The organism is Martinezella calliandrae, from assembly GCF_030272695.1.
Classification (GTDB): Bacteria; Pseudomonadota; Alphaproteobacteria; order Rhizobiales; family Rhizobiaceae; genus Rhizobium; species Rhizobium calliandrae.
The window spans coordinates 77,513-101,814 of sequence record NZ_JARFYN010000009.1; the positions used below are offsets into that span (position 1 = coordinate 77,513).

General features: G+C 58.3%; 21 protein-coding genes and 2 pseudogenes. 11 read left to right on the forward strand and 12 right to left on the reverse strand.

Translation table 11 applies throughout. The features are described 5' to 3' along the window. Positions 1-15: 15 nt before the first annotated feature. The gene (locus tag PY650_RS09090) at positions 16-1,371 is read right to left on the reverse strand and encodes a TolC family outer membrane protein (protein WP_285878822.1); all 1,356 of its coding nucleotides are present in this window, start codon (positions 1,369-1,371) and stop codon (positions 16-18) included. Positions 1,372-1,920: 549 nt separating this feature from the next. Next, entirely contained in the window at positions 1,921-3,273 is a 1,353-nt protein-coding gene (locus tag PY650_RS09095; RefSeq protein WP_285878823.1) for an acetyl-CoA hydrolase/transferase family protein, read from the reverse strand. A gap of 337 nt (positions 3,274-3,610) precedes the next feature. On the opposite strand from PY650_RS09095, the gene PY650_RS09100 reads away from it, so the two are divergent. Then, positions 3,611-4,096, forward strand: a complete 486-nt coding sequence (locus PY650_RS09100; RefSeq protein WP_285878824.1) for an adenosine-specific kinase — start codon at positions 3,611-3,613, stop codon at positions 4,094-4,096. Between the two features lie 683 nt (positions 4,097-4,779). On the opposite strand, the gene PY650_RS09105 is transcribed toward PY650_RS09100, so the two are convergent. Continuing rightward, positions 4,780-6,129, reverse strand: coding sequence for a carbohydrate porin (locus PY650_RS09105; RefSeq protein WP_285878825.1), 1,350 nt, complete (start codon positions 6,127-6,129; stop codon positions 4,780-4,782). A 221-nt stretch (positions 6,130-6,350) separates the two neighbouring features. On the opposite strand from PY650_RS09105, the gene PY650_RS09110 reads away from it, so the two are divergent. Both PY650_RS09110 and PY650_RS09115 read left to right on the forward strand, forming a co-directional pair. Next, positions 6,351-6,605 carry a hypothetical protein gene (locus tag PY650_RS09110; RefSeq protein WP_285878826.1) on the forward strand — a complete coding sequence of 85 codons (255 nt, stop codon included), beginning with the start codon at positions 6,351-6,353 and terminating at the stop codon, positions 6,603-6,605. Between the two features lie 200 nt (positions 6,606-6,805). Continuing rightward, positions 6,806-8,851, forward strand: coding sequence for an SPFH domain-containing protein (locus PY650_RS09115; RefSeq protein ID WP_285878827.1), 2,046 nt, complete (start codon positions 6,806-6,808; stop codon positions 8,849-8,851). A 102-nt stretch (positions 8,852-8,953) separates the two neighbouring features. Here the strand turns inward: PY650_RS09115 and PY650_RS09120 are convergent, their stop codons facing one another. The 4 genes from PY650_RS09120 to PY650_RS09135 form a co-directional block, all read right to left on the reverse strand. Then, complete coding sequence (locus PY650_RS09120) at positions 8,954-9,451, reverse strand: GNAT family N-acetyltransferase (protein WP_285878828.1); 498 nt, start codon at positions 9,449-9,451, stop codon at positions 8,954-8,956. 271 nt (positions 9,452-9,722) lie between these two features. Beyond that, positions 9,723-10,202, reverse strand: a complete 480-nt coding sequence (locus tag PY650_RS09125) for an RrF2 family transcriptional regulator (protein WP_285878829.1) — start codon at positions 10,200-10,202, stop codon at positions 9,723-9,725. 163 nt (positions 10,203-10,365) lie between these two features. Beyond that, the gene (locus PY650_RS09130) at positions 10,366-10,503 is read right to left on the reverse strand and encodes a GTP cyclohydrolase I (RefSeq protein ID WP_285878830.1); all 138 of its coding nucleotides are present in this window, start codon (positions 10,501-10,503) and stop codon (positions 10,366-10,368) included. Between the two features lie 47 nt (positions 10,504-10,550). Continuing rightward, the gene (locus tag PY650_RS09135; RefSeq protein ID WP_285878831.1) at positions 10,551-10,745 is read right to left on the reverse strand and encodes a tunnelling fold family protein; all 195 of its coding nucleotides are present in this window, start codon (positions 10,743-10,745) and stop codon (positions 10,551-10,553) included. Between the two features lie 666 nt (positions 10,746-11,411). Between PY650_RS09135 and PY650_RS09140 the strand changes: the two are divergent. Beyond that, a pseudogene (locus PY650_RS09140) lies at positions 11,412-11,600 on the forward strand (LysR family transcriptional regulator); the annotation flags it as partial. Positions 11,601-11,708: 108 nt separating this feature from the next. After that, a complete protein-coding gene (locus PY650_RS09145; RefSeq protein WP_432761509.1) occupies positions 11,709-12,827 on the forward strand; it encodes an HPP family protein in 1,119 nt (372 codons plus the stop codon). A gap of 32 nt (positions 12,828-12,859) precedes the next feature. Here PY650_RS09145 and PY650_RS37355 read toward each other — a convergent pair. The 3 genes and pseudogenes from PY650_RS37355 to PY650_RS09160 form a co-directional block, all read right to left on the reverse strand. Next, positions 12,860-13,534 (reverse strand): annotated as a pseudogene (locus PY650_RS37355) (PLP-dependent transferase). Positions 13,535-13,627: 93 nt separating this feature from the next. Further along, positions 13,628-14,920 (reverse strand): SAM-dependent methyltransferase, encoded by a 1,293-nt coding sequence (locus PY650_RS09155; protein WP_285878833.1) that lies wholly within the window; start codon positions 14,918-14,920, stop codon positions 13,628-13,630. Between the two features lie 581 nt (positions 14,921-15,501). Next, entirely contained in the window at positions 15,502-15,738 is a 237-nt protein-coding gene (locus PY650_RS09160; RefSeq protein WP_285878934.1) for a hypothetical protein, read from the reverse strand. A 140-nt stretch (positions 15,739-15,878) separates the two neighbouring features. Between PY650_RS09160 and PY650_RS09165 the strand changes: the two genes are divergently transcribed. The 5 genes from PY650_RS09165 to fabI all read left to right on the forward strand — a co-directional run bounded on the left by PY650_RS09165 (position 15,879) and on the right by fabI (position 21,935). Beyond that, positions 15,879-16,301: a MarR family winged helix-turn-helix transcriptional regulator gene (locus PY650_RS09165; RefSeq protein ID WP_285878834.1), complete on the forward strand. Its 423-nt coding sequence runs from the start codon at positions 15,879-15,881 to the stop codon at positions 16,299-16,301. 346 nt (positions 16,302-16,647) lie between these two features. Next, positions 16,648-18,897 (forward strand): DUF3141 domain-containing protein, encoded by a 2,250-nt coding sequence (locus PY650_RS09170; RefSeq protein ID WP_285878835.1) that lies wholly within the window; start codon positions 16,648-16,650, stop codon positions 18,895-18,897. Between the two features lie 60 nt (positions 18,898-18,957). After that, entirely contained in the window at positions 18,958-19,923 is a 966-nt protein-coding gene (locus PY650_RS09175) for a phosphate acetyltransferase (protein WP_285878836.1), read from the forward strand. A gap of 4 nt (positions 19,924-19,927) precedes the next feature. Next, positions 19,928-21,097, forward strand: a complete 1,170-nt coding sequence (locus PY650_RS09180; RefSeq protein WP_285878837.1) for an acetate/propionate family kinase — start codon at positions 19,928-19,930, stop codon at positions 21,095-21,097. Between the two features lie 55 nt (positions 21,098-21,152). Continuing rightward, the gene (fabI, locus tag PY650_RS09185; protein ID WP_285878838.1) at positions 21,153-21,935 is read left to right on the forward strand and encodes an enoyl-ACP reductase FabI; all 783 of its coding nucleotides are present in this window, start codon (positions 21,153-21,155) and stop codon (positions 21,933-21,935) included. Between the two features lie 106 nt (positions 21,936-22,041). Here the strand turns inward: fabI and PY650_RS09190 are convergent, their stop codons facing one another. Beyond that, a complete protein-coding gene (locus tag PY650_RS09190; RefSeq protein ID WP_285878839.1) occupies positions 22,042-22,344 on the reverse strand; it encodes an alkylphosphonate utilization protein in 303 nt (100 codons plus the stop codon). Between the two features lie 167 nt (positions 22,345-22,511). Continuing rightward, positions 22,512-23,438, reverse strand: coding sequence for an NADP-dependent oxidoreductase (locus tag PY650_RS09195; RefSeq protein ID WP_285878840.1), 927 nt, complete (start codon positions 23,436-23,438; stop codon positions 22,512-22,514). 185 nt (positions 23,439-23,623) lie between these two features. Between PY650_RS09195 and PY650_RS09200 the strand changes: the two genes are divergently transcribed. Further along, on the forward strand, positions 23,624-24,292 hold the full coding sequence (locus tag PY650_RS09200; RefSeq protein ID WP_285878841.1) for a GntR family transcriptional regulator: 669 nt from the start codon (positions 23,624-23,626) through the stop codon (positions 24,290-24,292). Positions 24,293-24,302 lie beyond the last annotated feature (10 nt).

The window sequence follows — 24,302 nt, forward strand, 5'->3', positions numbered from 1 at the left end:
TCTGGATCGTCACGATTAACGAATCGGCTCGAGCAGATCCATCGGCAGGCCGGGCTTCTGATGCGAGTCGTATCTGGCGTAACCAGGATCAGCCGTGTTCGACGATACGGCGAACTGATCACGGGCATAAGGCGTCGCCTGATCAACCGGCTTCAGCTTCATCGTCGACAACAGACTGCCCGATGCTGCGAGGATCTTGTATTCGGCAAAGAGCGAAGCGACGTCCGCCGTCTTGGCCAAAACCTCGGTGTTGAAGCGGGTGTTCTGAGCATCCAACAGATCGAGCAATGAGCGCTGACCGACCTTGAACTGCTCGCGATAGGACGACACGAGTTGGGCGTTTGTCTTTTCCTGCCCATCCAGGATATGGGCTAGCTGGGCCTGATTGGTGCGCTCGCTCCAAGCGGAGCGAACCGACTGATCGACCTCGCGATAGCTCTGGCTCAATGCAAAACGCTGTTCGGCGGCGCGACGGACCAGTTCCTGCTGATGGGCAGTATCGATGCCGCCGTGATAGAGGTTCCACTTGGCGACGACGCCGACCTGGACGTCGTTGGTGTTGCCCTTGTTGCCATCAACATCGTCACCCATGCGGGCGCTGCCGACGAGGTCCAACTTCGGCAGGAAGGCAGCCTTGGAACCGCGGACATCGGCGTCAGCAGCGTTGACGTCAGCCTTAGCCGAGGAAATCTGCGGATTGTTCTTTTGGGCGACGAAGACGGCGTCATCCAGCGTCTTCGGCAGGTAATGCGCTACGGAGGGAGGACGCTGCGCATTGCTGATCGGCTCGCCGACGACCTGAAGGTAGCGGATCTTCGTCGCATCCAGTTCCTGCTTGGCTTCCTGAAGGCGGGCATTTGCCGCTTGCAGACGCTCGCGACCCTGATAACGATCAGCATCGGTGAGGGCACCACCTTTGATGCTTTCCTCGATGTTGCCGACCATCTGTTTATGGAACGCGACGTTCCTTTCCGCCGCCGCGACGATTTCCGTCTGCAGCATATATTCGAGATAGTTCTGGGTCACTTCAAGCGCCAAGGCTTCTGAGCGCTGCTGGACGCGAAAGGATGCGCCGTCGACACGCGCCGCCTGCTTGTCCTTTTGTGCCTTGCGATCACCGCCGTCAAACAATGTCTGCGTAATAGTCAAGCTTACATCGGCCGGATTGAGGTAATCCGTGGTGCGTGACAGGGCTCCCGACGTGACGTCGGAAAGTCTCCGGCGACCATAACCTGACTCCAGATCGACTGAAGGTAGATAGAGCCCCCTCGCTTGACGCAGCTCGAACTCCGTTGCCTCCCGATCCTGAGCAGCTTGCATGATCTGCGGATTGGTTTTCATCGTCTTGTCAATTGCCTGCTGCAATGTCACGGCGTAAGCAGCGCCGCTCAATAAAGAACTAATGGCCGCAGAAATCCCGATCGTTACAATCAATCTCGTTCTATAACCCAAAACTGAACCCTTCCCCTATAATAATACTTTGCTAATATACTTTCCAATAGCTTGTTCAACTATTAGGCTAGACGAAATCACGTCTCCTTGCAAAGTAGATTCCCATTTATTTTCCTGAAGCAGTTAATATCGCGGCGCGCAAGCCTTACCGCTAATAATTTGTTGACCATTTTTGGGCTGTTCACAGTCGCAGCACCGACGCCCGTCGATTCGGCATACAGTCGTCTCTCATGCAGAACACAAGCCTACTCGTCACTCGAGCTGAGAACGATGAGCTCCACGCAAAGCTGATTTTCGACTATCTTGAAAAAATCGGGCAAGCCCACCGCGCACATGTGCAGCGATGCCATCGATTTCGACCAATCACATCGGACACTCAGACGAATGACGGACCAGTCAGCGCGGTCGTGACTTAACCTACCGATTTCAATTGATCGGGAAGCGGATAATTACCTCAACGTTCGGTGTTCAAGTCCATGATTCTGCCGCGGCGGCGGCATAGAGTCCTGCCCCGTGAGCTGCCCGGTCCAATTCCTCGCGAAAATCCGGATGGGCGAGCGCAATCAGCGCCCTTGCTCGCTCGGCGACCGACTTGCCCTTGAGGTTTGCCCATCCATACTCCGTAACGACGATATGTGTGTCGTTGCGCGATGTCGTCACCGGTCCCGTCAGCGCCGGAACGATGCGTGAGAGCGTGCCTTTTGCTGCTGTGGAATGACAGGCGATGATTGAACGCCCGCCCCGCGACGCATAAGCGCCACGCACGAAATCGACCTGGCCGCCGGATGCGCTGAACTGTCTTCCATTCATGAATTCCGAATTACACGCGCCACTCAGGTCGATCTGCAGCGTCGCATTGACCGATACAACCCGGTTATTCTGCGCGATGACGAAGGGATTGTTCACATATTCGACCGGATAGGCCTCAACTGCCGGGTTTTTGTTCAGGAAATCGTAGAGCGCTTGATCTCCCAGGGCAAAGGTGAAGATTGACTTCCCGAGATGTGTCTGCTTGCAACTATTGTCGACCACGCCTGTCTTGACTAGCGTGGCGAGACCCGGCGTCATCATTTCTGTATGGATGCCAAGACGGCGATGTCGGGAAAGCCCGGAGCACACCGCATCAGGCAAGGCGCCGATACCCATTTGCAGGCAATCGCCATCTTCTACCAAGCCAGCGATGATCGCCCCGATGGCATCATCCACTTCATTGCGTGCAGCGGCTGGCAGAACAGGCAAGCTGACGTCGTTTTCGACCAGCGCCGTCACGCTTGATATAGGGATCATGCAATTGCCGCGCACATAGGGCATTTTTGGGTTGACCTCGAGGATCAGCTGGATCCCAGGCTTTCGTGATACCGCGAGCGAATAGTCGGTACTGGCACCGAGGCTAAAATTGCCGTCCGCGTCCATTGGAGAAACGGTCGCAATCAACGTTTCCACGCCGACATGCTCGACCATCGAGCGCGGCACCTGGCTGAAATGGCAGGGTATCAGATCTACGGCGGGCAACGCCTGCGCCGATCGTCTCTTATCGAGCGCGCGCTCCACACCGCCATGAAAGTAACTCATGGGGACGATCCGGTCGCACAGCTCGAAATCGAACACGCTGGCACCCGCAACGCCAGTACAAAGGAGATAATAGAGCCGCACATTCTTGACGGCTCCCGCACGGGCTCGTTCGGCAAATGCCGCAAGGATGGCGGGTGGCTGACCCGCAGCCAGTGGCATCGCGACCTTTGCCCCTGATGGAATCAGGGCAACCGCCCGTTCGACGGATGTCAGCCGTTCGCGATACAGCCTCTGATGGATCGTTGTCATTGGGCCCTCCTCCCAGTGCAATTCTCAGGACAACTCAGCATCCATTTCCATGTTCACATTTTTATCGGCATTTCCGATCTTTGCGCGTGCTTTCGTCTCTCGCAGAACACGCTCCATCAAAACCGCGCAATCGGTATTTTGCAAGGCATGCGGTGATGTGGCCCTCAAGTGAGAACCGCGGCGGATCGGCATTTCAGGCGACCGTCGCTGCCATCCGACCAGAGCAAGGAGGCTAAAGGCGGCAGAGCGCAGAGGCCAATCGTTCGTCTGTGTCAGCTTGAAATCACCTTTCGTCCGCCTATTTACCATCGCGTGCCGACCTTGAAGGAGCGCAGCCATGGAACTTGCTGTGGTGCCCATTGTTAAGCCGGACGCTTCCAACTTCATCTTTGGTCAGTCGCATTTTATCAAGACCGTGGAGGATCTCCACGAGGCGCTCGTGAGCGCGGTTCCCGGCATCCGCTTCGGGCTGGCCTTTTGCGAGGCCTCTGGCAAGCGGCTGGTGCGCTGGTCGGGTACTGACGAAGCCGCGATCGCCCTCGCACGCGACAATGCATCGGCCAGTGGCGCGGGCCACACTTTTCTGATCTTCCTGGGTGAAGGATTCTTTCCCGTCAACGTGCTGGGTGCGGTGCGTGCGGTGCCAGAGGTCTGCCGTATTTTCTGCGCGACGGCCAATCCGACACAGGTGATCGTTGCACAAACGGAGCTGGGCCGCGGCGTGCTCGGTGTGGTGGATGGCGCCTCCCCCGTGGGCGTCGAAACCGACATCGACATTGCATGGCGCAAAGACCTGCTGCGAAAGATCGGCTACAAGCTGTAGTGGCGGGAAGAAGCCGAGCGCGCGCCCATTGCCGGCTCGATTCCGCCGTGTTCGGCTCGCGCGCCGGCACTTGAGTGGATCCGGCAACATTCACCATTGCGTCGAAGCTCAGGCGAAGTAGGCGATCTGATTGTTGGCGCGGCGCGGGCGGCTAAAGTCACAGGATTGATCGGGGCAGATCGCCTATCGATTTTTTGGGTCGTTCGCCAAATAGTCGCCCATGATGCAGCGGGGTTTTGCGGCCATGGGCTCCACGCACCGGATCGACGATTTTTTGACGGCAGCATCAAAATTCTAATGGGATGACGGGAGCCCCACATTCCCGACCAAGGGTGCTCCGGGACTCCCGGCCGTCACGTGGGGTTCCCCGTTTCAGCAGCTGCAATAGATCGCGCGTCGTCGCGTTAAGCCATAGCAAGCTGTTTGCGTGAAAAATGCAGGATTAATATCCACAAGGCATGTGCCGTTTCAGATCGTCGGCAGGGCAAACCTGTAGAAATCGCGCCACTCGCCGTGCCCAGCGAAGATGCCGCCGTCATCAGGGCGATCCCATCCAACGGCAACGGTCGTGAGACATTCGCAGAGTTGTCCAGACCGCAACCGTCAGCGTGATCAAGCTCCAACGAGGCTTTCAGCACCACGTCGACTTCGCCGGTGGAGGTCTCAGCGTGTGAACTTGCGTATCAGAAGGTTGCCACTGCTCTGAGGCCAAAAATCGCGGCATTCTGTATCCGTGAATTGGGTCTATTGGGATCGGCTGCGTTGCCTCCGGGTCGGATGACATATTGAAAGAAAGGCTGTGCCGACAGCCATGGCGTTATGGCGGCCTGATATGTAGTTTCGATCACAGCTTCGGAACTCGGTACCGGCTGCGATGCGCCGCTGAGGGCATTCTCGGCCTTTACCAGATCCGATATGCCCGAACTCATACTGGCATAGGCAAAGCTGACACCGGCGGTATCATCGTCACGTCCCGGCAAAAGCCCTTTATAGGCAAGGCCCATATCAAGATACCAGTTCATGCTGTTGCGCTCCTGCTGGGGCGCAACAGCCATGCGGACAAAACCGCTGAGGCCATTGTCGGTGCTGGCTGGTTCTTGCCAAAGCGTCTGATCGACAACAGCATATACGGCAAAATTGCCCGAGAGTCGGCGTGGGCTTCCGCTCGACAAAGGATCGGCCAAGGAAACGCCATTCGATGCCGTGGAAAGACTGTCAAATTCCTCCGAATTATACCAGGCACCGATCTTATATGTGCCCGGCAAGCCAGGATCACCCTTCCCCGGCGTATAGGCATAAGCCGCCTCGGCAATCGCAAGCACGCCATCGCCAATTGGAAACCCCAATCCATTGGCATTGCCATTCGGATCCGATCCGGTTGGACTCCCATTGAAGACGGCGGCCTGCAGCGTCCAGGCACCGTTAGGCTTAACGATGATCTGGGCGCCGGGAACAGCAAAGGGGTACGCCGGTCCTCCTCCTGGAAGATCTGCGGCAAAAATGCCTGGCCATCCGAATGTCGAGTTGACGAAAAGGCCGGCCGTATTGCTGATCGCGAAATTTTGGTCCGCCAGAATTTGGCCGAGCTTCACCGTCACCGCGCCGTTCATAAGGCTTTGCGAGAGATAAAATTCTCCAAGCCTGACACCCGAATCGGCCTCCACCGACGTCACGGTCAGGAGATTGCCGACATTCTTCCCAGACAAGCCCTGACCCTGAATGGCATAGCCGGAAATATGAATGCTACCGCCAGTCCAACCTGCCAACCGGCCCATGTCGAAGTCGCCCTGCAATTCGAAGAGACCGTCATAGGCAGCTCCCCTTCTAACGCCACCCGAGACATTGCCGAGCACATCGCTGGTCTGCGTCATCGTGAAACTGACACCCTCATCGCGAAGCCAATTGCGATAGCCGTGCCAATCGCCGGTGAGCGTCGTTTCAGCGTAGGATGGCGGTGCTGTATCGTCGGCTTTAGCCGCCGCGCCATAAATAGCAATCACAAACGCAAGGGCAGCGACGGCTGTATTCCTCATTGCTTTTCCTTTTCACACAGCATTGATCTGACATCAGATGCGGTCAGCCGTTAAGCGCGCGGATAATTTCCTGGTAGTCAAATCTCAATTTCGCGGGCACCGCCAAATTCGAAGCTGAACATGAATGCTAGCGCATTTTTCAAAAATGCCAGCAGCGGCCATTAGTTACTATAGGCTCAGACTCTGGATTCGACTAGGAACGAGAACTCGAGTTTGTCTGAATGACCCTCGATCCCCAAGCCCCGATCGAGGGAAATCGAACCGCTGGTCCACACATCGAAGGCCAATTGCTGATATGGATCTCACAGGGTGATATGGGAACGCCAAGATCCGGCTACAGTTCAGCAGAATTAAATGCTCGAAATAGAGAAGCTGTTGGAAGTATTTATCCGATTTTGGCGTCAAACATCTTTAAACCTATAGGCGTAATTCTTACCTCAATTATCGTTATGTCTAACAAGGCAACACCGATGTGACATCACTCAGGACCACGCCGCCCCTCAAGTGGGGACTCGGGGAGGCGCGGTCATTTTCCCAGGCAATGAGCAGCCCAAGCGTTCGACACGCCCTTAGTGCGTCGAGCGTTTAGGCGCGAAATTTCCCCGTCTTATCAACCAGCACCAACCGGGCGGCTGTCGGGTGGACGAACCCGTGCGCCCATAGGAGGAGAGCAACGATGGAAGCCCTACAAAATCTCAGCCCGATGGAATGGATGGCAATCGAAATCGCCGTCCCGGTCATCGTGTTGGCAATCCTGTTCCGGTGGAGCGGCCTTATCCGCTATATTCCCAACGACAGGCTCGGTATCCTCGAAAAGCTGTGGAGTTTTCGCGGCTCCGTCAAGAATGGCTTCATTGCACTCAATGGTGAGGCCGGCTTCCAGCCGGAAGTCGTGCGCGGCGGCCTGCATTTCTTCATGCCGTTCCAGTATTCGATGCATCGCGCCGATCTCGTGACCATTCCACAGGGCCAAATCGGTTATGTCTTCGCCCGTGATGGCAAGCCGTTGCCGCCGACCCAGACGCTTGCCTCGAATATCGAGGCCGATGACTTCCAGGACGTACGCGGCTTTCTGATGAAGGGTGGCCAGAAGGGCCCGCAGCGCAAGATCCTGCGCGAAGGCACCTATGCCATCAACCTCGCGCAGTTCATCGTGCTGACCGCGCAGTCGACCTATGCCGTAAACCTGAACTCGTCGGAACAAAGACTGTTTGCGGACATGTCCGGGGTGATCACCGAGCGGAATGGCTTCGAACCTATCGTCATCCATGACGCCGAGGACATGATCGGCATCGTCACCATCCACGACGGTCCCGCACTGCCGGATGGCGAGATCATCGCGCCGACCGTTGCCAACGACCCGAAGGACCCGAACTTCCACAATAACTTCCAGGATCCGGAGAAGTTTCTCAATGCCGGCGGTTATCGTGGTCGGCAGTTGCAGGTGCTTGCCGACGGTAGCTATTTCCTCAACCGCATCTTTGCGACCGTCGAACTGGTCGACAAGACGATCATCGACGTTGGCACAGTGGGTGTCGTCGTCTCCTATACCGGCCGGCGAGGCGCGGACATTTCCGGCAAGGCCTATCGCCATGGCGAATTGGTCGAGACGGGCGCACGCGGTGTCTGGTCGACGCCGCTCCTGCCGGGCAAATATGCGTTCAACACCTATGCCGGCAATATCGTCATCGTGCCGACCACCAACTTCGTGCTCAAATGGACCAAGGAGCAATTCGGCGAGCACAGGCTCGACGAGAATCTTTCCGAAGTGTCGCTGATCACCAAGGATGCGTTTGAACCCGTGCTGCCGCTCTCGGTAGTCGTGCATATCGACTATATGAAGGCGCCCCTCGTCGTGCAGCGTTTTGGGGACATCAAACGGCTGGTCGAACAGACGCTCGATCCGATGGTCTCGGCCTATTTCAAGAATATCGCGCAGACCAAGACGTTGATCGAACTCTTGCAGGAACGCAGCGAAATTCAGCGCAAATCCGGCGACGAAATGCGCGAGAAGTTTGGCTCCTACAGCCTCGAGCTGCAGGAAGTGCTGATCGGTACGCCCCGCGCCAATAATGGTCAGAACAGCATAGAGCAGATCCTGATCCAACTGCGCGAGCGCCAGATCGCCGTTGAAAAGGTCGGGACCTATAAATTGCAAGAAGCGGCTGCGATCCAGGAGCGCACATTGCGCGAGAAGGAAGCGCTCGCCGAACAGCAGGCCAAGATCACGACATCAGCGCTCGCCATCGAGATCAGCGAGAACGAGGGCAAGGCGCAACTCGCCCGCACCCGCCAGCAGGCGGAAACCATTCAGGTCACCGCCAAGGCAGAGGCCGAGAAGGTACGCCTCGCCGGCCTCGGCGAGGCCGACCGGATCAAGGCCATCGCACTTGCCGATGCAGAACGAATCAAGGCGACCGGTTTTGCGGATGCCGAAAAGGTGCGCGCCGTCGGTTTGGCAGAGGCCGAGGCCACGGAGAAGAAGGTCGCGGCCTTCGGCGGGCCGGACTATCAGCTCAACTCGCAGGTCCTCATGCGCTTCGCCGAGGCGATCGAGAACGGCAGGCTGCCGCTTGTGCCGCAGATCCAGGTCGGCGGTGGCGCGGGCGAGAAAGGTGCCGGCAACGGTCTCGTCGAAATGATGTTGTCAATGCTGGTCGCCGACCGGCTTGGACGGCAGACACCGCCGATTGCGGTGCCGGCGCCGATGGAACAAGATTGATCGTGGATGGGCCGGTCATGCCGGCCCATTTTGCATCCTGTCAATAATTGCCGTTTCCGCTACCAGCTCGCCCACAAGCCACGTCGCTTTTCGCAACCATAGCTAATCGTACCGAGCGGCGCCTATTCGATAACGCTTTTTGATCCGGTCTACCGGTGTCCCATCGAGAAGGGGAACTCGGCTGAGCCTGTCATAGTCCTCAAAACCCATCTTCGTGTAATAGGCGAGACCGCTGACGTTGTCGGCACGTATGGTCGCATTAATGAATTCAAACCCGAGTTCTTCGGCTGCCGTTCGGGTTGCCGGAAACAGGGCGCTGCCGACGCCGGGTATCTTCGGGTTCACACGTGCAAAAGTAGCGATATCCGCATACCTAGGCGGCGGATCGCCGTAAAGGCTCAGTGATTGAAAGCCGACGAGCAACTGATCATGCTTAGCGACATGGCAGGCAAGGGCAAACTCGCCATCGATGAACCAATCCGCGAACTCGGCGAACGAAACTGGCGTCTCGATCGCCGTTGTGCCACCGATGCGGATGATCTCGTTCAGAAGGCCACACAGCTCCTCTGCGTCAGCGGTAATGGCTTTTCGAATATGCATGTCTCTGCGACCTCATCCTGTCTGCATGGCGTAATGGCGGTCTCCATAGAGCACAAGCAAGCATTTCGTCAGCTGCCCCCAGGTGGATCTTAGTCACCACGTCTTCCAGGGCGCGGAATTGTTCATCCGCATCAACGTCATCAGCCCGCCGCGTATCATTGCGGCCGTCGCTGGCTCCGGGGTTGAACCGCGGTCTGGGACTGAGGATGCGGCTTTATCACTTGCCGACGCGCAGTCGGCGCGGGTCGTGGAACTATCTTGTCGGAAACGATCACGGTTGATCCTCGCCGATCGCCTGCTTTTGACGATCATCGAGGGTGATGCCGAGCATTTGCCGCAAGGGAACTGACGGCCGAAGCAAATCAGAGAGGGTGTAGCCGTCGAGCACGTCAAGAAAGGCGGCGGAAGCCGAAGACAGCGCGCGCTTGAGAACACAGGCAGGTTGGATGGCGCAAACGATGCCGGCATTGAGTTCCATGCACGGAACGATCGCGAAATCGGGCTCGCAGGCCCGAACGATGGCGCCAACCCCAATCTCTGCCGCATCCTTGGCAAGCCGCATGCCCCCCTGGCGTCCCCGTACGGTTTCGATTAGTCCCTTTTGCCCGAGCTCATGCGTGATCTTCATGAGATGCGCCCTGGATATATCATAAGCCGCGGAAATCTCCGAGATGGTCGAGAGTTTCCCGGTGTTCAAACCGAGATACATCATCATCCGCAGGGCATAGTCGGAATAAACCGTCAATCGCATTGGCCAAGCTCTCTTCTAATCTAATCGTTTAATATAATCGCTTTTTTGTATGGCGCACGTTTTTCTCGAGCCAGTGGCGAACGAGCACCGCCATTATCGCAGGTGGCAAACCCGGTCCTAAACTCGACGATATCCGGATTGCAATGCGATGCTTAAAGATGCATCACAAATATATCTTTTTTTGAGGCTGACTCGGACGATAGGCAACATGCGCCTGACCGACGATCGGCACCAGGGGGTGCTCGCAGTGGGAATAGAAGGGGATCACCTTCACGAGGACCAGATCGGAATAACCGCCCACTTCCGTGAAGGTTCGCTGCAGTTCCTGAGCCGCGTCCTGCTTGTAGCCTACGAAAGCTCCTTGTAGGAGCGGGCCACCCGCGCGGGCATATCACGCAACCCTTCCCGCTCAGGATTATCGCCGCTCCACCGCCGAAAAACGCGGACCGCGGCTTGCGCCTGCTCGCGCTTCACGCCTCCCTCGCCATGATCGGCAAGCCTCATAGGCTCCGGTTCCGGGTTCAGCTTCAATCGGTTGTCCATTCCGCATACCAACGGTCTCTATTTCTGCAGTGGCAGGGAAAGACGCGATAAGTCATGGGAGATGAAGACGTGCCATCACCCGTTCGGTAAGCTGGTCGCATTTCCATCCGGCGAAGGGGAAGGCGTCCATAGCGATTGGTCCGATCAGCTCATTCAAGCGCTGTCGCGGTGCGCTGCGGGCCCGATGAAGTCAGCTGCAGACAGTCTCGGGTTTGATATTGAGCAACTCGGCCGGTTCTTCGACGCTCATTTCCTCGACGACGCGCGCAATGAAGACAAGGCGAAATTCGTCCGGCAGATCATCCGGCGACGATTTGATCGACCGGCGGCTTGCTTAACAATTCCGACATTGGCATCTCCATTTTCCGGTTGGATGCTCGGCGACGACGATCGTTCCCGCCAACACAGAATAATATCGAACAAAAATATTGAGCCCGGCGCCATCGTCGCCTGAACTGCTACGTCAAAGACAATCTCGGGTGGGTAATGACAGTGGCAGCGGTCCTCTGGCGACCGGCAGTCATCTCGTTTCGCTCTGAGTGCTTCAGTATAGCAAAATTGTTCCGCCGGACCCGGCGTCGGGAGCACGATACTCCGTTGATCTGCGAATATGATTTCGATATACAGAATTATGGGGACATTTAATTCAGAAATCGAGATTTATCAGTGGACTTGTCATCGATCGAGATCTTTCTTGCCGCCGATAGCAGCATCGCGAAGGCGGCAAAAGCGGTTGAACGAGTGTCGTCGAATGTGACGACGCGCGACCAGTTCCTCGAGGAGGAGCTCGGAGTTTGCCTCCTCGGCCATGACCCTTATCGCAAGAACTGTTGTTCGAGCACATTCGAGACTTTCCACGAAGTCCTTCGGACGACCAAAGGCAGAGATCCACGTCGCTGCGCGAACTAGCTGGGAAGCGTTTGTTCACCTTTCCATTTTAACTCCCATAAAACTGGCTTTACCATGCAATATTCTGAAACCCCGAAGACGGGGATGCACCCCGCTCGCTTGTTTTCACCTATCCTGGCTGGCGCAACCCTGCGTGAACGCCTGATTGCATGCCTGGGTGCCCTGATCGCCATTGGTCTTACCGGCGCCATCAGTGGCTATTTTTTTGGACAGGGGCCCTATCTTCCGCTGATCGTCGCGCCGATGGGGGCGTCGGCCGTGCTGCTCTTTGCCGTTCCGGCAAGTCCGCTTGCTCAGCCTTGGTCGATTATCGGCGGAAACACGATCTCCGCGATGATGGGGATCCTCGCTACCTATTTCATCCACGACCCGGTCATCGCAATCGGCGTCGGCGTTGCGCTTGCGATCGGCGCCATGTCTTTTACGCGCAGCCTTCACCCGCCGGGCGGTGCTGCGGCCCTTACGGCCGTCCTGGGAGGCCCCGCCGTCGCGAAGTGGGGATTTCTCTTCCCCTTCGTGCCCGTTGCATTGAATTCGTGCCTTCTCGTCGGACTAGGCTTGGCTTTTCACAAGCTATCCAAGCGTAACTATCCTCACGTGGCCCCGAAAGTCCCGGAAAACACTCACCAGACCAGCGATCTGCCTCAAGCATCGCGGGTTCGCTTTCGACATGTGGACGTCGATGCGGCTCTTGCGGCAATGAACGAGACGTTCGACATCGACCGGGCAGATCTCAGCCGGTTGGTGCAGGAGGTCGAACAGCAGGCGATTCTCCGGTCGAATAGCGGCATAAGCTGTGCCGATATCATGTCTCGCGACGTGATCGCCGTTCAGGACACCACGGAACCGGAAGAAGCCCGCCGGCTTCTGTTGAAACATAACATTCGCATCTTGCCGGTGAAGGATAGCGAGGGTCGGTTGATCGGCACAGTCGGGCTGCGGGAGCTAGCGGCCGGCAACGATACGATCAGATCGTCAATATCGAAGCCTGCAGTGGCGGCGGCGGCAGAACCTGCATTATCACTGCTGCCCGTCTTGACCGACGGACGGACGCACGCCGTCATCATCATCGATGCTGAGCGCCAGATCGTCGGTCTTATCTCGCAGACGGATCTTCTGAATGCCGTGGCTAGGCTTCTGCCGAAAGACAGCCCGGTGTCCGCGGCCGCCTGACGGCGATTGGAGTGGGAAGACCTCAGTCTTTTTCATAGGCACGGCAGTTGGGGTCTCGGAATTGATCCCCAACCGTGTCGGCCGATTAATCGATCGACGTCAGCGCGGAGAAGAGATCGGCAAGTAGATCCGTCCTGGCTACCGTTCAGATATTTTGTTGTCGAATGCATGACGAGGTCGGCACCAAGAGCAATCGGCTGCTGAAGCACAGGTGACAGAAAAGTATTGTCCACGACGAGGCAGGCGCCCGCGGATTTGGCATGCTGCGATACCCTTACGATGTCAATTACGCGCATAAGCGGGTTGCTCGGCGTTTCGACGAGGATCAGCGATGCTCTCAGCTTGACGGCTGCGGCCAATGGGATCGTCTTGCTGATCGACGAACGATATGTCGAAGTGGCGCTTATTCGCCAGAGCCAACAGCAATCTGTAGGTTCCGCCGTAACAGTCGTGCGGCGCAATCACCCTGTCGCCGGGACGTAAGAGGCAGAGGACGAGATTGACGGCGGCCATCCCCGAAGAGGTAATCACGGCACCCGCGCCGCCCTCCAATTTCGCAGGGTATCTGCCAAAATATCGCGCGTCGGATTTGAGGTTCTGGAATACTCATATTCCTGCGCTTGCCCGAACTCTCGAAACGCGAAGTTGCTGGACAGATAAAGCGGTGGGATGACCGCCCCCGTAAGCAGGATCGCTTGCGATGCCATTGGCGGCTGCGATGGTCCTGGTGTCCTTGATTATCGCCATTCGCGAGGCCGCCTTTCGTTGGTTTGGAAGTATGCCGCCCGGACCCGTGTCGATTATCGATCAGCCGAGTGTGCGATCGACAGGTTGCTTGCAATGCCGACGGAAACGGCTGCGCCCAATCCGATGGCAAGTGGTCGCGACGCGAGTTGCCGTTCCTGGTCCACCATGTAGTCCCGAGCCAGAGGCAATGTCGCGACATTGCGGGTCAGCTGAAGCTGCCAGTTCATATGGCCCATCCTGCGGAACGCCAGTTCCGAGCCAATCAGATAGAATTCGAACATGCGACAGAAGCGCTCGTCATAGATTTTCGCCAGCGTGGTGCGATGCGCCATGAAGCGCTGGCGCCAGAGTTCAAGCGTCCTGGCATAGTGAAGCCGGAGAATCTCTATATCCGTAGCCCAGAGCCCGGATTTCTCGACCACAGACATGACCTCCGACAGCGCCGGCGAATAGCCTCCGGGAAAGATGTATTTTGCGATCCAGGGATTGGTGCTGCCAGGCCCGTCCGCCCGGCCGATGGCGTGAATAAGGGCAACGCCATCATCCTTGAGCATGTTGCGCACGGTCTGGAAGAAGGTCCGGTAGTGGTTGACGCCGACATGCTCGAACATGCCGACCGAAACGATGCGGTCCACCTGCCCATTCCAGTCGCGATAGTCTGTCAGTTCGAAGCGAACGCGATCGCCGAGCCCGGCCTCCTGCGCCCGCCGTGTCGCCGCTTCCAACTGCTCGGTTGACAATGTCAGCCCGGTGACGCGGGCGCCGAATTCGCGCGCAAGATAAATCGCCATGCCGCCCCACCCGCATCCGATGTCGACCACATGCAGGTCCGGCCGATCCAGCTTCAGCTTCGAGGCTATATGACGCTTTTTCTTCAGCTGGGCTTCCTCGAGCGTTTCGTCGCCGTTCGGGAAGTAGGCACAGGAATATTGCCTGTCCTCGTCCAGCATCAGGGAATAGAGCCGCCCATCAAGATCGTAGTGGTGAGCGACATTCTTCCGCGAGCGCCCGGCCGGATTAAACTGATCCAGATGACGGCGAAACCACCGGACCTTCTCCATCAGCTTGTCGAAGAAATGCTGGCCGCCATCCATCGAATTCATGGCGAGAAAATCAAGGGTGTTGAAGAGACTGCCCTCCACCGGTTCCAGCTCGCCATCCATATAGGCCTCGCCGAGCGCCAGGGCGGGATTCAAAAGCAGGCGCCGCCGGGCGCGCTCGGTGCGGATCGCGAATGCCGCTTTCGGGCCGGTCCCCGACCCGAAATGCCGTTGAGACCCGTTGGGAAAAGTGACTGTCAGAGTTCCGATTTTAATGAGATTGGAGAATGCCGCTTCGAGAAGCATGAAATTTCGCCTTCTAACACTTATCGATCATGACCACGGGGGCTCGATCCGCAGGATCCGATAAATGACGACTATAATTTTCACTTTAAGAATGACAACATAATATTGTTCTCAGAACGAGCGTTTCATCCCATTCCGGATCGCTTCTGCGAGCGGTGTCGTCTAGCCAAGCGGCGATGCAGGAATGCTGAGTGGCGCGCGAAACATTCTAACGGGCCGCATGTCTGCCGGAATTTGCAGACAGCCCGTCCGCGACTGCGCAGCCGGCTGCTTTCTTCTGGTCCGGAGCGACCGTCATCACCTGGCCTTTGCGGCTCTATTGGACTGAGCGGCACGCAGCAAGGAAGCGTGATTCGCTAAAGCTGCTTGGTCGGAGCAATCTACGCCCCCGCCTGCTGCCAATCTCGGAGCTGAGTGAGGTCGCCATCGACGGGAAGCTCGATGCCGGTGATGTAGGAGGCATCGTCGGAGGCGAGGAAGGCGACCGCGGTTGCGACCTAGGAGGTGTAGAGATGCTGCCCCCCGGTTGCGTGTCCAACAAGCCCTATCCGCATCTGCTTCATCCCAGTCAGATCGATGGCCTACTTCTTCCAATATTTGTCGACGCATTTCTGGATTTCGGTGCGCATGAACCGACCGGAAGCGCCACGTGCACATGGGCGATCAACGATCCCGCATCGCGGATCATCTTCGCCATTCCGTCCCCGAAATTGGCGGTATGGGGCGCGCAGTTGAACGCGCAGATGGGCCAGCAGCGCGGCAGCCGTCAAGCCGTTCAGGCCGCCGCCAACGATCAGAACCGATGTATGCGTGCTCATGGGCTTCTCCTGTGCTTTGGGCACAAACGGGTTTGTTGCCGGCAGAGCCGGGTTGCAAGGCGCCAGCAGTTACTTTGATTGACAGAATTATTTGATTAATCAAAATATATCGACATGCTGAAGTAGCCTGGAGTCACGCCATGACAACATTGCCCCGCGACGAGCCCGACCGCGCCGCCAAGGCGTGGCGTTTGATGTTCGACTTCCTGATGCGCTCGGCGCCGCAGCGTCTGGAGGCGCAGCAGAAGCACGATCTGACACCGAATGATTCCCGCGCGCTGTTCTTGCTCGACGCCGACGGCAAGCCGATCGGGGCATTGGCGCGCGAATGGGGCTGCGATCCCTCGACCGCCACATGGCTGGTCGATCGGCTGGAGCGGTCCGGTCTTGCCGATCGCGTTCCCTCGCCGAGCGATCGGCGCGTGAAGCTCGTGCGCGCTACGGAAAAAGGAATCGCGACAAAGAACGATTTGCTGGCGGCCTATCATCGTCCACCGCCCGAAATCGAGAAATTGTCTCGCAGCGATCTGGAGGCGCTCATACGTGTTTGTCGAAAGCTGTGAGCTTAATGGCATGTAGGCGACGACAAAAAGTTAATGTGTCCAATACCGCAAACGTCGCATGGGCCGCAGCAGCTTGCGAGTAAGTCCTCAGTGTCTAAAGGCAACGGCCGTCAGCGATTTTGGAGCTTTGGTCGCTAGTGGTTCAGGAGGCGAGCCGAGGGCGCCCGCGTAAGCTACCGTAAAATACGTTGGTGCGGCGGCGCGGCATGCCTATGCTGCAACCGCTAATAAAGCACATGATTGACGACCTAGCCACGTGTTCACAGAGCGGACGCAGAGCGGGTATATTATCGTATAAGCATATATCTTTGAGCTCGCGCCAAGAGCGGTGAACGAGGAGTTTTGCATGCGGTACCTTCCCTATCTCCCCACAACCGATTTCGCCACTCAGTTTGGTCCAGCCGGTTTCGCCTTTGACTATGCCATGGATGCCGCCCAGCGCAGCATTCTGTTCTGGGATGTGATGCGACAGCGCGGCAATCAATCTCAGGCCCAGGCTAAAGCGACCGCGCCGCATGTACTGAGCTTTTCCCACGAGCTCTTGCTTGATGGACGGACGCTTGAGAGGCCGGTCAACTACGGGCTCGTTCGAATAGTCCCGCCGAAGGGGGTGGAGGTTGACGAAACGCGACGGCCTTTCGTGGTTGTCGACCCGCGGGCTGGGCATGGACCGGGGATCGGTGGCTTCAAGGCAGATAGCGAAATCGGTGTTGCCCTGAAGGCTGGGCACCCTTGTTATTTCATCGGCTTCCTTCCGCAACCGGTGCCGGGCCAGACGATCGAAGACATTGGTCGGGCTGAAGCAATCTTTCTGGAAAGAGTAATTTCGCTGCATCCGCAGGCTGATGCCAAGCCTTGCGTGATCGGGAACTGCCAAGCCGGTTGGGCCGTCATGATGCTGGCGTCGCTGCGCCCCGAACTGTTCGGCTCGATCATCATTGCTGGTGCGCCGCTTTCATACTGGGCAGGCGAACGCGGCAAGTATCCGATGCGCTATACCGGCGGGTTGCTTGGTGGCACCTGGCTTACCGCGCTTGCCAGCGATCTCGGCCACGGCCAGTTCGACGGCGCGTTGCTTGTGCAGAACTTCGAGAACCAGAACCCGGCCAATACGCTCTGGACAAAGCAATATAATCTTTACTCGAAGATCGACACCGAGGCACCGCGCTATCTTGGTTTCGAGCAATGGTGGGGGGCGCACGTCAGCCTCAACGCGGAGGAAATCCAGTTCATCGTTGACGAGCTTTTCGTTGGCAACAACCTCGCCGCGGGCCGCATCAACACCTCGAAGGGCGAGGCAATCGATCTTCGCAACATTCGCGCTCCCATCGTCGTCTTCTGCTCGAAGGGAGACAACATCACGCCGCCGGCGCAAGCGCTCGGCTGGATTCTGGACCTTTATGAGGATGTGAATGAAATCCGTTCGCACGGGCAGACGATCGTCTACACGGTGCACGACACAATCGGCCACTTGGGGATTTTCGTGTCCGCGAGCATCGCCCGCAAGGAGCACGGAGAATTCTCGAGCAATATCGACCTGATCGACGCGCTGCCACCCGGGCTCTACGAGGCGATCTTCGAAGCCAAGACCGATGAGACCGTCGGCGCAGACCTCGTCGAGGGCAATTGGATCATGCGCTGCGAGGCGAGAACACTCGATGACGTCCGCGCGCATGGTTGCAATGACTGCGCCGATGATCGGCGTTTTGCGACTGTTGCAAGAGTGTCGGATATCAACCTTTCGCTTTACCGGACTTTCCTCCAGCCTTTCGTCCGCACGATGGTGCCGGAAGGGGCGGCTCGACAACTACGCGAGATGCATCCGCTCAGGCTGCAGTATGACCTGTTTTCCGACGCCAATCCCTGGATGGGGCTGATTGCGGATCTCGCCGACGATGTGGCGAAAGAACGTCGTCCTGTTCCTGCGGACAATCCCTTCGTGGCCTTGGAGAAAGCGTTCTCGGGCCAGGTCGTTGCGGGGCTGGACGCATGGCGCCAAGCAATAGAGGCACTGAGCGAGGCAACCTTCCTCTCCGTCTATGGGTCGCCGATCCTACAGGCGGCTGTCGGTATCGATGCGTCGGATACCAAGCCGCAGCGGCGTGCAAGCAAGACCGCACTGCACGCGGAGGTGCTCAAGACGAGGATCGAGGAGCTCAGGGCACAAATGGGCAATGGCGGACTTCGGGAAGGGCTGGCGCGCAGCCTGCTCTATGTTGCCATCGCAAGCGGCGCGGCGGACGAACGGGGATTTGCGGCTATCAAGCGAATGCGGCGCTCGGAGAACGGAATGCCGGCAATGACCCTTTCCGAGTTTAAGGCCTTGATCCGCGACCAATTCCTCATGCTACTGATCGACGAGGAGGCGGCCGTTAACGCAATCCCGCGTCTGTTGCCGGCAGACGAGAGCGTTCGTCGTGAAGCCTTGTCCGCACTCCGTGACGTCTTGAATGCGCGCGGCGCGCTTTCTGCAGAAGCCGAACAGCGCTGGCAAAGGATCGTCGAACTCTTCGGCATTTCCGGAGAGCCGCGCGCCGATCCGGTACCGCCGCCGCCGAAGCCGACGCCGGTGAAGCCCGTCCGGCGCGCGAGCTAAGCAACAGAGACCTGAAGCCGAGAACGTGAATGCGTCTTTCAACAGGGGGAGCATACGCAGATGCCGGATCTGGAAAACGTTGGGGAAGCCGGGCGACATGAGAAATATGAGCGCCTGATAGCCATAGCCAAGCAAGCAGCGGCGATGACGACGGTCGTCGCCCATCCTTGCGACGAGACCTCGCTGCGCGGGGCAGTCGAGGCGGCCGAAGTCGGGCTGATGCGCCCGATCCTAGTCGGGCCGGCGGAAAAAGTGCGAGCCGTCGCCAAAGAGAACGACCTCGATATCTCGCCCTACGAGCTGGTCGACGCACCGCACAGCGACGCAGCCGCAGCAAAAGCAGTGGACATCGTCCGCGAGGGCCGTGCCGACCTTTTGATGAAGGGAAGCTTGCACACGGATGAGCTCATGCGGGCCGTAACCTCGTCCGCCACGGGCCTGAGGACGGCACGACGGATCAGCCATGTTTTCGTGATGGATGTCCCGAACCACACGGAAACGCTCTTCATCACCGACGCCGCCATCAACATCGCGCCGGATCTCGACGCCAAGCGCGATATCATTCAAAACGCGATCGACCTCTTTACCCAGATCGGCCTCGGCACGCCGCGGGTGGCGATCCTTTCGGCGGTCGAGACGGTCACATCGAAGATCCCTTCGACGATCGACGCTGCCGCGCTTTGCAAGATGGCCGAGCGCGGGCAGATAACAGGCGGGATTCTCGACGGACCGCTTGCCTTCGACAACGCAATCGATCCGGAAGCGGCACGGATAAAGGGCATTCAGTCACCGGTCGCCGGCCGCGCCCAAATCCTCGTCGTTCCCAATCTCGAATCCGGCAACATGCTGGCCAAGAACCTGACCTTCCTCGCCAGGGCGGACGCGGCCGGCATCGTCCTTGGTGCGCGCGTACCGATCATCCTGACATCGCGCGCGGATTCCGTGCGGGCGCGCCTTGCCTCCTGCGCCGTCGGCGTGCTGCTGGCGGATGCGCGCCGCCGCACGGCGCCGATACAGGGAGGTTGACGCCATGGATACGATCCTCGTCGTGAATGCCGGTTCCTCCAGCCTGAAATTCGAGATCTTCGCCGTGGCGGGTTCGCTCACGCGACAGATTAAAGGAAAGATGGACGGGATCGGCACCGCGCCGCACCTGACCATCAGGGGCGCCGGCGGCGATCGGCTGGCGGATGAAGACTATCCGCGCGAGACCGTTCCGGACTTGCCTGCGGCGATGCGTCTGGTGGGACAATGGCTGCGGGAACGGCACGAGGGGCAGCTGATCGCCGTCGGTCACCGGGTTGTCCATGGTGGCCCCGACCATATGCACCCGGCGCGGATCGATGAAAACGTGGTGCGGCAACTGGAGCGATATACGCCGCTTGCCCCGCTGCATCAGCCGAATAATCTTGCGCCTATCCGCGTGCTGTTAGAGCACCAACCGCATCTCGCCCAAGTCGCCTGCTTCGACACAGCCTTTCATCGCGGCCATGATCCGATGACCGACCACTATGCCATTCCGGCAAGTTATTTCGCCGAGGGTGTCCGGCGTTACGGTTTTCACGGGCTGTCCTACGAATATGTCGCCGGAAGGCTGGCGGAGATCGCGCCGGGCGGCGATGGACGCGTCATCGTTGCGCATCTCGGAAGCGGCGCCTCCATGTGTGCGCTTCATCAAGGGCGAAGTGTCGAGAGCACACTCGGCTTCACGGCGCTCGACGGATTGCCGATGGGCACGCGATGCGGGCAGATCGATCCCGGCGTGCTACTCTATCTGCTCCAACAGCATGGTATGTCGGCCGCAGAACTGCAGGATCTCCTCTACAAGGAGTCGGGCCTCAAGGGGCTTTCCGGCATCAGCAACGACGTGCGCGATCTGCTTGCAAGTGACAACGCCGGTGCTGCGCTGGCGCTCGACCATTTCGTGTACCGCATCGGCCTCAATGCCGGCTTGCTGGCGGCAGCACTGGGCGGGCTGGATGCCTTCGTCTTCACAGCTGGTGTCGGGGAAAATTCGCCGGTGATGCGCGCGCGGATTGCCGAGAAGCTCCGTTGGCTCGGAGCATCGCTCGACCCTCGGCGAAACAATGCTGGCGAGTTGCTGGTGTCGAACGATGATAGCAAGGTCGCAATCTATGTCGTGCCGACCGACGAGGAATTGATGATTGCGCGGCATACGCTGGCGGTCATCGCCGATTGACGCGGTCGTGCCGGGATGTGCGCGGCCGGTTTTTGGATCAAAGAGAGGGGCTGAGATGATTCCCGAGGTGAAGGCCAAACTTCTTGAAGGAAAACGCGGACTGGTGGTCGGCATCGCCAATGACCAATCGATTGCCTGGGGCTGCGCCCGGGCCTTCCGAGCCTTGGGCGCGGAACTTGCGGTGACCTATCTCAACGACAAGGCCAAGCCTTACGTCGAGCCCCTGGCGCAGGAGCTTGAAGCGTCTGTGTTCATGCCGCTCGACGTTTCCGTGCCAGCACAGCTGGAGGCAGTATTCGACCGCATTAAAGAGCAATGGGGCGAGCTCGATTTCGTCGTACATTCGATCGCCTTTTCGCCGAAGGATACGCTGCAGGGGCGCGTGGTCGACGTGCCGCATGATGGCTTTCTGAAGACGATCGACATTTCCTGCTGGTCGTTCATTCGCATGGCACACCTTGCAGAGCCTCTGATGAGACGTGGCGGGACGCTGTTTACCATGACGTACTACGGCAGCCAGATGGTGGTGAAGAACTACAACGTCATGGGTGTCGCCAAGGCGGCGCTGGAAAGCGCCGTCCGCTACATCGCCGCCGAACTTGGACCGAAGGGTATTCGGGTGCATGCGATATCCCCCGGCCCTCTGGCGACACGCGCAGCCTCCGGTATCCCCGAATTCGACGAGCTTCTGAATAAGGCACAGGAAACGGCGCCGACACGCAGCCTCGTCTCAATCGACGATGTCGGCATGGCAACGGCCTTCCTGGCGCATGACGCTGCACGGTTGATCACCGGCGACACGATCTACATCGACGGCGGCTACCACATCATGGATTAGGTGACCGCCTTGCTTTGCCGAAGTGCGACCCCGAGCGGGCTTGCAGCCAAAACCTTCCCCGGTCGAACCTGATCCTGGAGCAGACCGAAGGATCACGGCCCAAAAATTAGCGCTTACGCACGAACTCCGTGCGCAAGACCAGACCCTTGATCGTGTCGTGCCGGCAGTCGATCTCCTCCGGGTTGTCGGTCAGCCGGATCGACCGGATCACCGTTCCCTGCTTCAGCGTCTGGCCAGCGCCCTTGACCTTGAGGTCCTTGATCAAGACGACTGAATCTCCGTCTGAAAGAACATTGCCCGATGCATCCAGAACCTCCGCGCCCCTGGCTTTCTCCGCAGCGATTTCGGCAGCAGGCCGCCACTCGCCGGCTGCCTCGTCATAGATGTAGTCGTCGTCCTGGTCGTTCATATCAGTCGTCTCTCGTGTCTTAATGTCGGGCGGCTGCGGTCGTCTTCCGGCAGCACCGGATCGGTTAATCACGGCCTCTAACGGATAGAGGTGCCGGCGTAAAGCTTGGCGCTCACTGTTTTGGGCCACGCCATGCCGGCAGGCGCCTGGCGACGTCTGCCCGCGCCTTATCCCATCGTCAACACGAGGCGCCCCCGCGAAATCGCGCCTGCTTCCATGAGGCGGTGCGCTTCAGCGGCATCCTGCAACTGCATTGTTCGGGCGACCTGCGGCTTGAGCATGCCGGCTTCGGCGAGATCCATCATCGATTGCAGCACCTCTTTGTCATCGGTGATCATGGCGCGTGTCACCGTCACACCGAATTCGGCGCTACGATCGATGATGGGATCTGCCACCAGCCATATCAGGCGCCCGCCACGCTTCAGGACTTGATAGGACCTGTCATGGACATCGCCGCCGACTAGATCGAAAACCACGTCCCGATCGCGCAGTGCCGTGAAATCCTCCTGATCATAGGCGACGACATGATTGGCGCCGAGACCGAGTACATAATCAAGGTTCGCTGCGCGGCAGGTGGCGGTGACGTTAGCCCCGATATGGTGGCAGAGTTGCACCAGCAATCCGCCCACCGCTCCGGCACCGGCATGAACCAATACCTTGTCGCCGGACTTGACCTCGGCCGTGCGCAGGCAAATCCAGGCGCTGCGGCCGGGATTGGAAAGTGCCGCGGCTTCTACAAAATTGAGATTGTCCGGGATACGCACGGCATTCCGCGCATCGCAGGCAATTTTTTCGGCATAACAGCCCTGGGAGAACACCCCAGCCACCACGCTCGCGCGGTCGCCTATCGCGAATTCGGTTACATCGTCGCCGACTGCGATGACTTCGCCAGCGCCATCACGGCCGGGAATGCTCGGCATGGGCAGTGTGAAGTGATCTCTGAGATGACCAGCTCGGAGTTTCCAGTCGAAGGGAGCGACACTGGCCGCCGCCAGCCTGACCAATATCTGACCCCGCCCGACGCTGGGATCGGGCAAGTCGACATAGTGCATAACATTTGCAGGGCCATGCTCGCGGTACAGGATCGCCTTCATGTCCTCTCCTTAGGCCGTCGGATTTCGCGGGCTAGCCGCGGGCCTAGCTTAACAAGATTGACGACAAAATCGTATACTGATTTTTGCCAATTAATTCCAATTTCTCTCATTCTAGCGACATTTTTATTGAAAATGGCCAAAAACTGAATACGCTTTTATGGATGGAAGGGCCAAGTCAAAACCTAATGGAAACGATCTACTCCGATCTGCGGCTCAGCCTGCAGCGGAGCGAAGTGTCGCCGTCAGACCGCCTCGTGGATACCGAGATCGCGGCCTCATACGGCATATCGCGCATGCCGGCCCGTGAAGCCTTATTGCGCCTGGTGTCCGAAGGCTATCTCGTCGGAACGACGCGCGGATTTGCCGTGCGGGAACTTTCACTCGAGGATATTTCCGGCCTGTTCGAAGTGCGCCGCCAACTTGAACCGAGGGCAGCGGCAAGTGCTGCACGCGATATGACGCCCGATATCGAGGCGGCGCTGACCATGGCGTTCGACAGGATCGAGCAAACCCTGAGCGTTGGCAATATTCCCGGGCTCCTGGCCGCCAATGTAGACTTTCGCAACACGTGGCTGCGGGCAGTCACCAACCCACACATGGCGGCGACCATATCGCGTTTCATCGATTATTTTCAATCCGTCCGGGTCGGGACATTTGCCGCCCCCGCCGTCGCAGCGCGCTATTTTGAGGGGCTCTCGGCCATCCATAAAGCCTTCCTTGCCCACGATCCGTTGGCCGTACACGACCGTATGACGCTTTTCATGTTTGCCGCGGAAGAGGCCTATCTCTCCGTGCGCAAGCGCCAATTGGAAAAAGCCGAGGTCATCGGCTCCATTCGCAAAAGACGAAAATAAAGAGGGAAAC

Bases quoted from the DNA above. Each gene is read 5' to 3' on its own strand.
- PY650_RS09095 (WP_285878823.1), bottom strand. From the start codon at position 3,273: ATGACAACGATCCATCAGAGGCTGTATCGCGAACGGCTGACATCCGTC.
- PY650_RS09100 (WP_285878824.1), top strand. From the start codon at position 3,611: ATGGAACTTGCTGTGGTGCCCATTGTTAAGCCGGACGCTTCCAACTTC.
- PY650_RS09105 (WP_285878825.1), bottom strand. From the start codon at position 6,129: ATGAGGAATACAGCCGTCGCTGCCCTTGCGTTTGTGATTGCTATTTAT.
- PY650_RS09110 (WP_285878826.1), top strand. From the start codon at position 6,351: ATGACCCTCGATCCCCAAGCCCCGATCGAGGGAAATCGAACCGCTGGT.
- PY650_RS09115 (WP_285878827.1), top strand. From the start codon at position 6,806: ATGGAAGCCCTACAAAATCTCAGCCCGATGGAATGGATGGCAATCGAA.
- PY650_RS09120 (WP_285878828.1), bottom strand. From the start codon at position 9,451: ATGCATATTCGAAAAGCCATTACCGCTGACGCAGAGGAGCTGTGTGGC.
- PY650_RS09125 (WP_285878829.1), bottom strand. From the start codon at position 10,202: ATGCGATTGACGGTTTATTCCGACTATGCCCTGCGGATGATGATGTAT.
- PY650_RS09135 (WP_285878831.1), bottom strand. From the start codon at position 10,745: ATGGACAACCGATTGAAGCTGAACCCGGAACCGGAGCCTATGAGGCTT.
- PY650_RS09145 (WP_432761509.1), top strand. From the start codon at position 11,709: ATGCAATATTCTGAAACCCCGAAGACGGGGATGCACCCCGCTCGCTTG.
- PY650_RS09155 (WP_285878833.1), bottom strand. From the start codon at position 14,920: ATGCTTCTCGAAGCGGCATTCTCCAATCTCATTAAAATCGGAACTCTG.
- PY650_RS09160 (WP_285878934.1), bottom strand. From the start codon at position 15,738: ATGAGCACGCATACATCGGTTCTGATCGTTGGCGGCGGCCTGAACGGC.
- PY650_RS09165 (WP_285878834.1), top strand. From the start codon at position 15,879: ATGACAACATTGCCCCGCGACGAGCCCGACCGCGCCGCCAAGGCGTGG.
- PY650_RS09170 (WP_285878835.1), top strand. From the start codon at position 16,648: ATGCGGTACCTTCCCTATCTCCCCACAACCGATTTCGCCACTCAGTTT.
- PY650_RS09175 (WP_285878836.1), top strand. From the start codon at position 18,958: ATGCCGGATCTGGAAAACGTTGGGGAAGCCGGGCGACATGAGAAATAT.
- PY650_RS09180 (WP_285878837.1), top strand. From the start codon at position 19,928: ATGGATACGATCCTCGTCGTGAATGCCGGTTCCTCCAGCCTGAAATTC.
- fabI (WP_285878838.1), top strand. From the start codon at position 21,153: ATGATTCCCGAGGTGAAGGCCAAACTTCTTGAAGGAAAACGCGGACTG.
- PY650_RS09190 (WP_285878839.1), bottom strand. From the start codon at position 22,344: ATGAACGACCAGGACGACGACTACATCTATGACGAGGCAGCCGGCGAG.
- PY650_RS09195 (WP_285878840.1), bottom strand. From the start codon at position 23,438: ATGAAGGCGATCCTGTACCGCGAGCATGGCCCTGCAAATGTTATGCAC.
- PY650_RS09200 (WP_285878841.1), top strand. From the start codon at position 23,624: ATGGAAACGATCTACTCCGATCTGCGGCTCAGCCTGCAGCGGAGCGAA.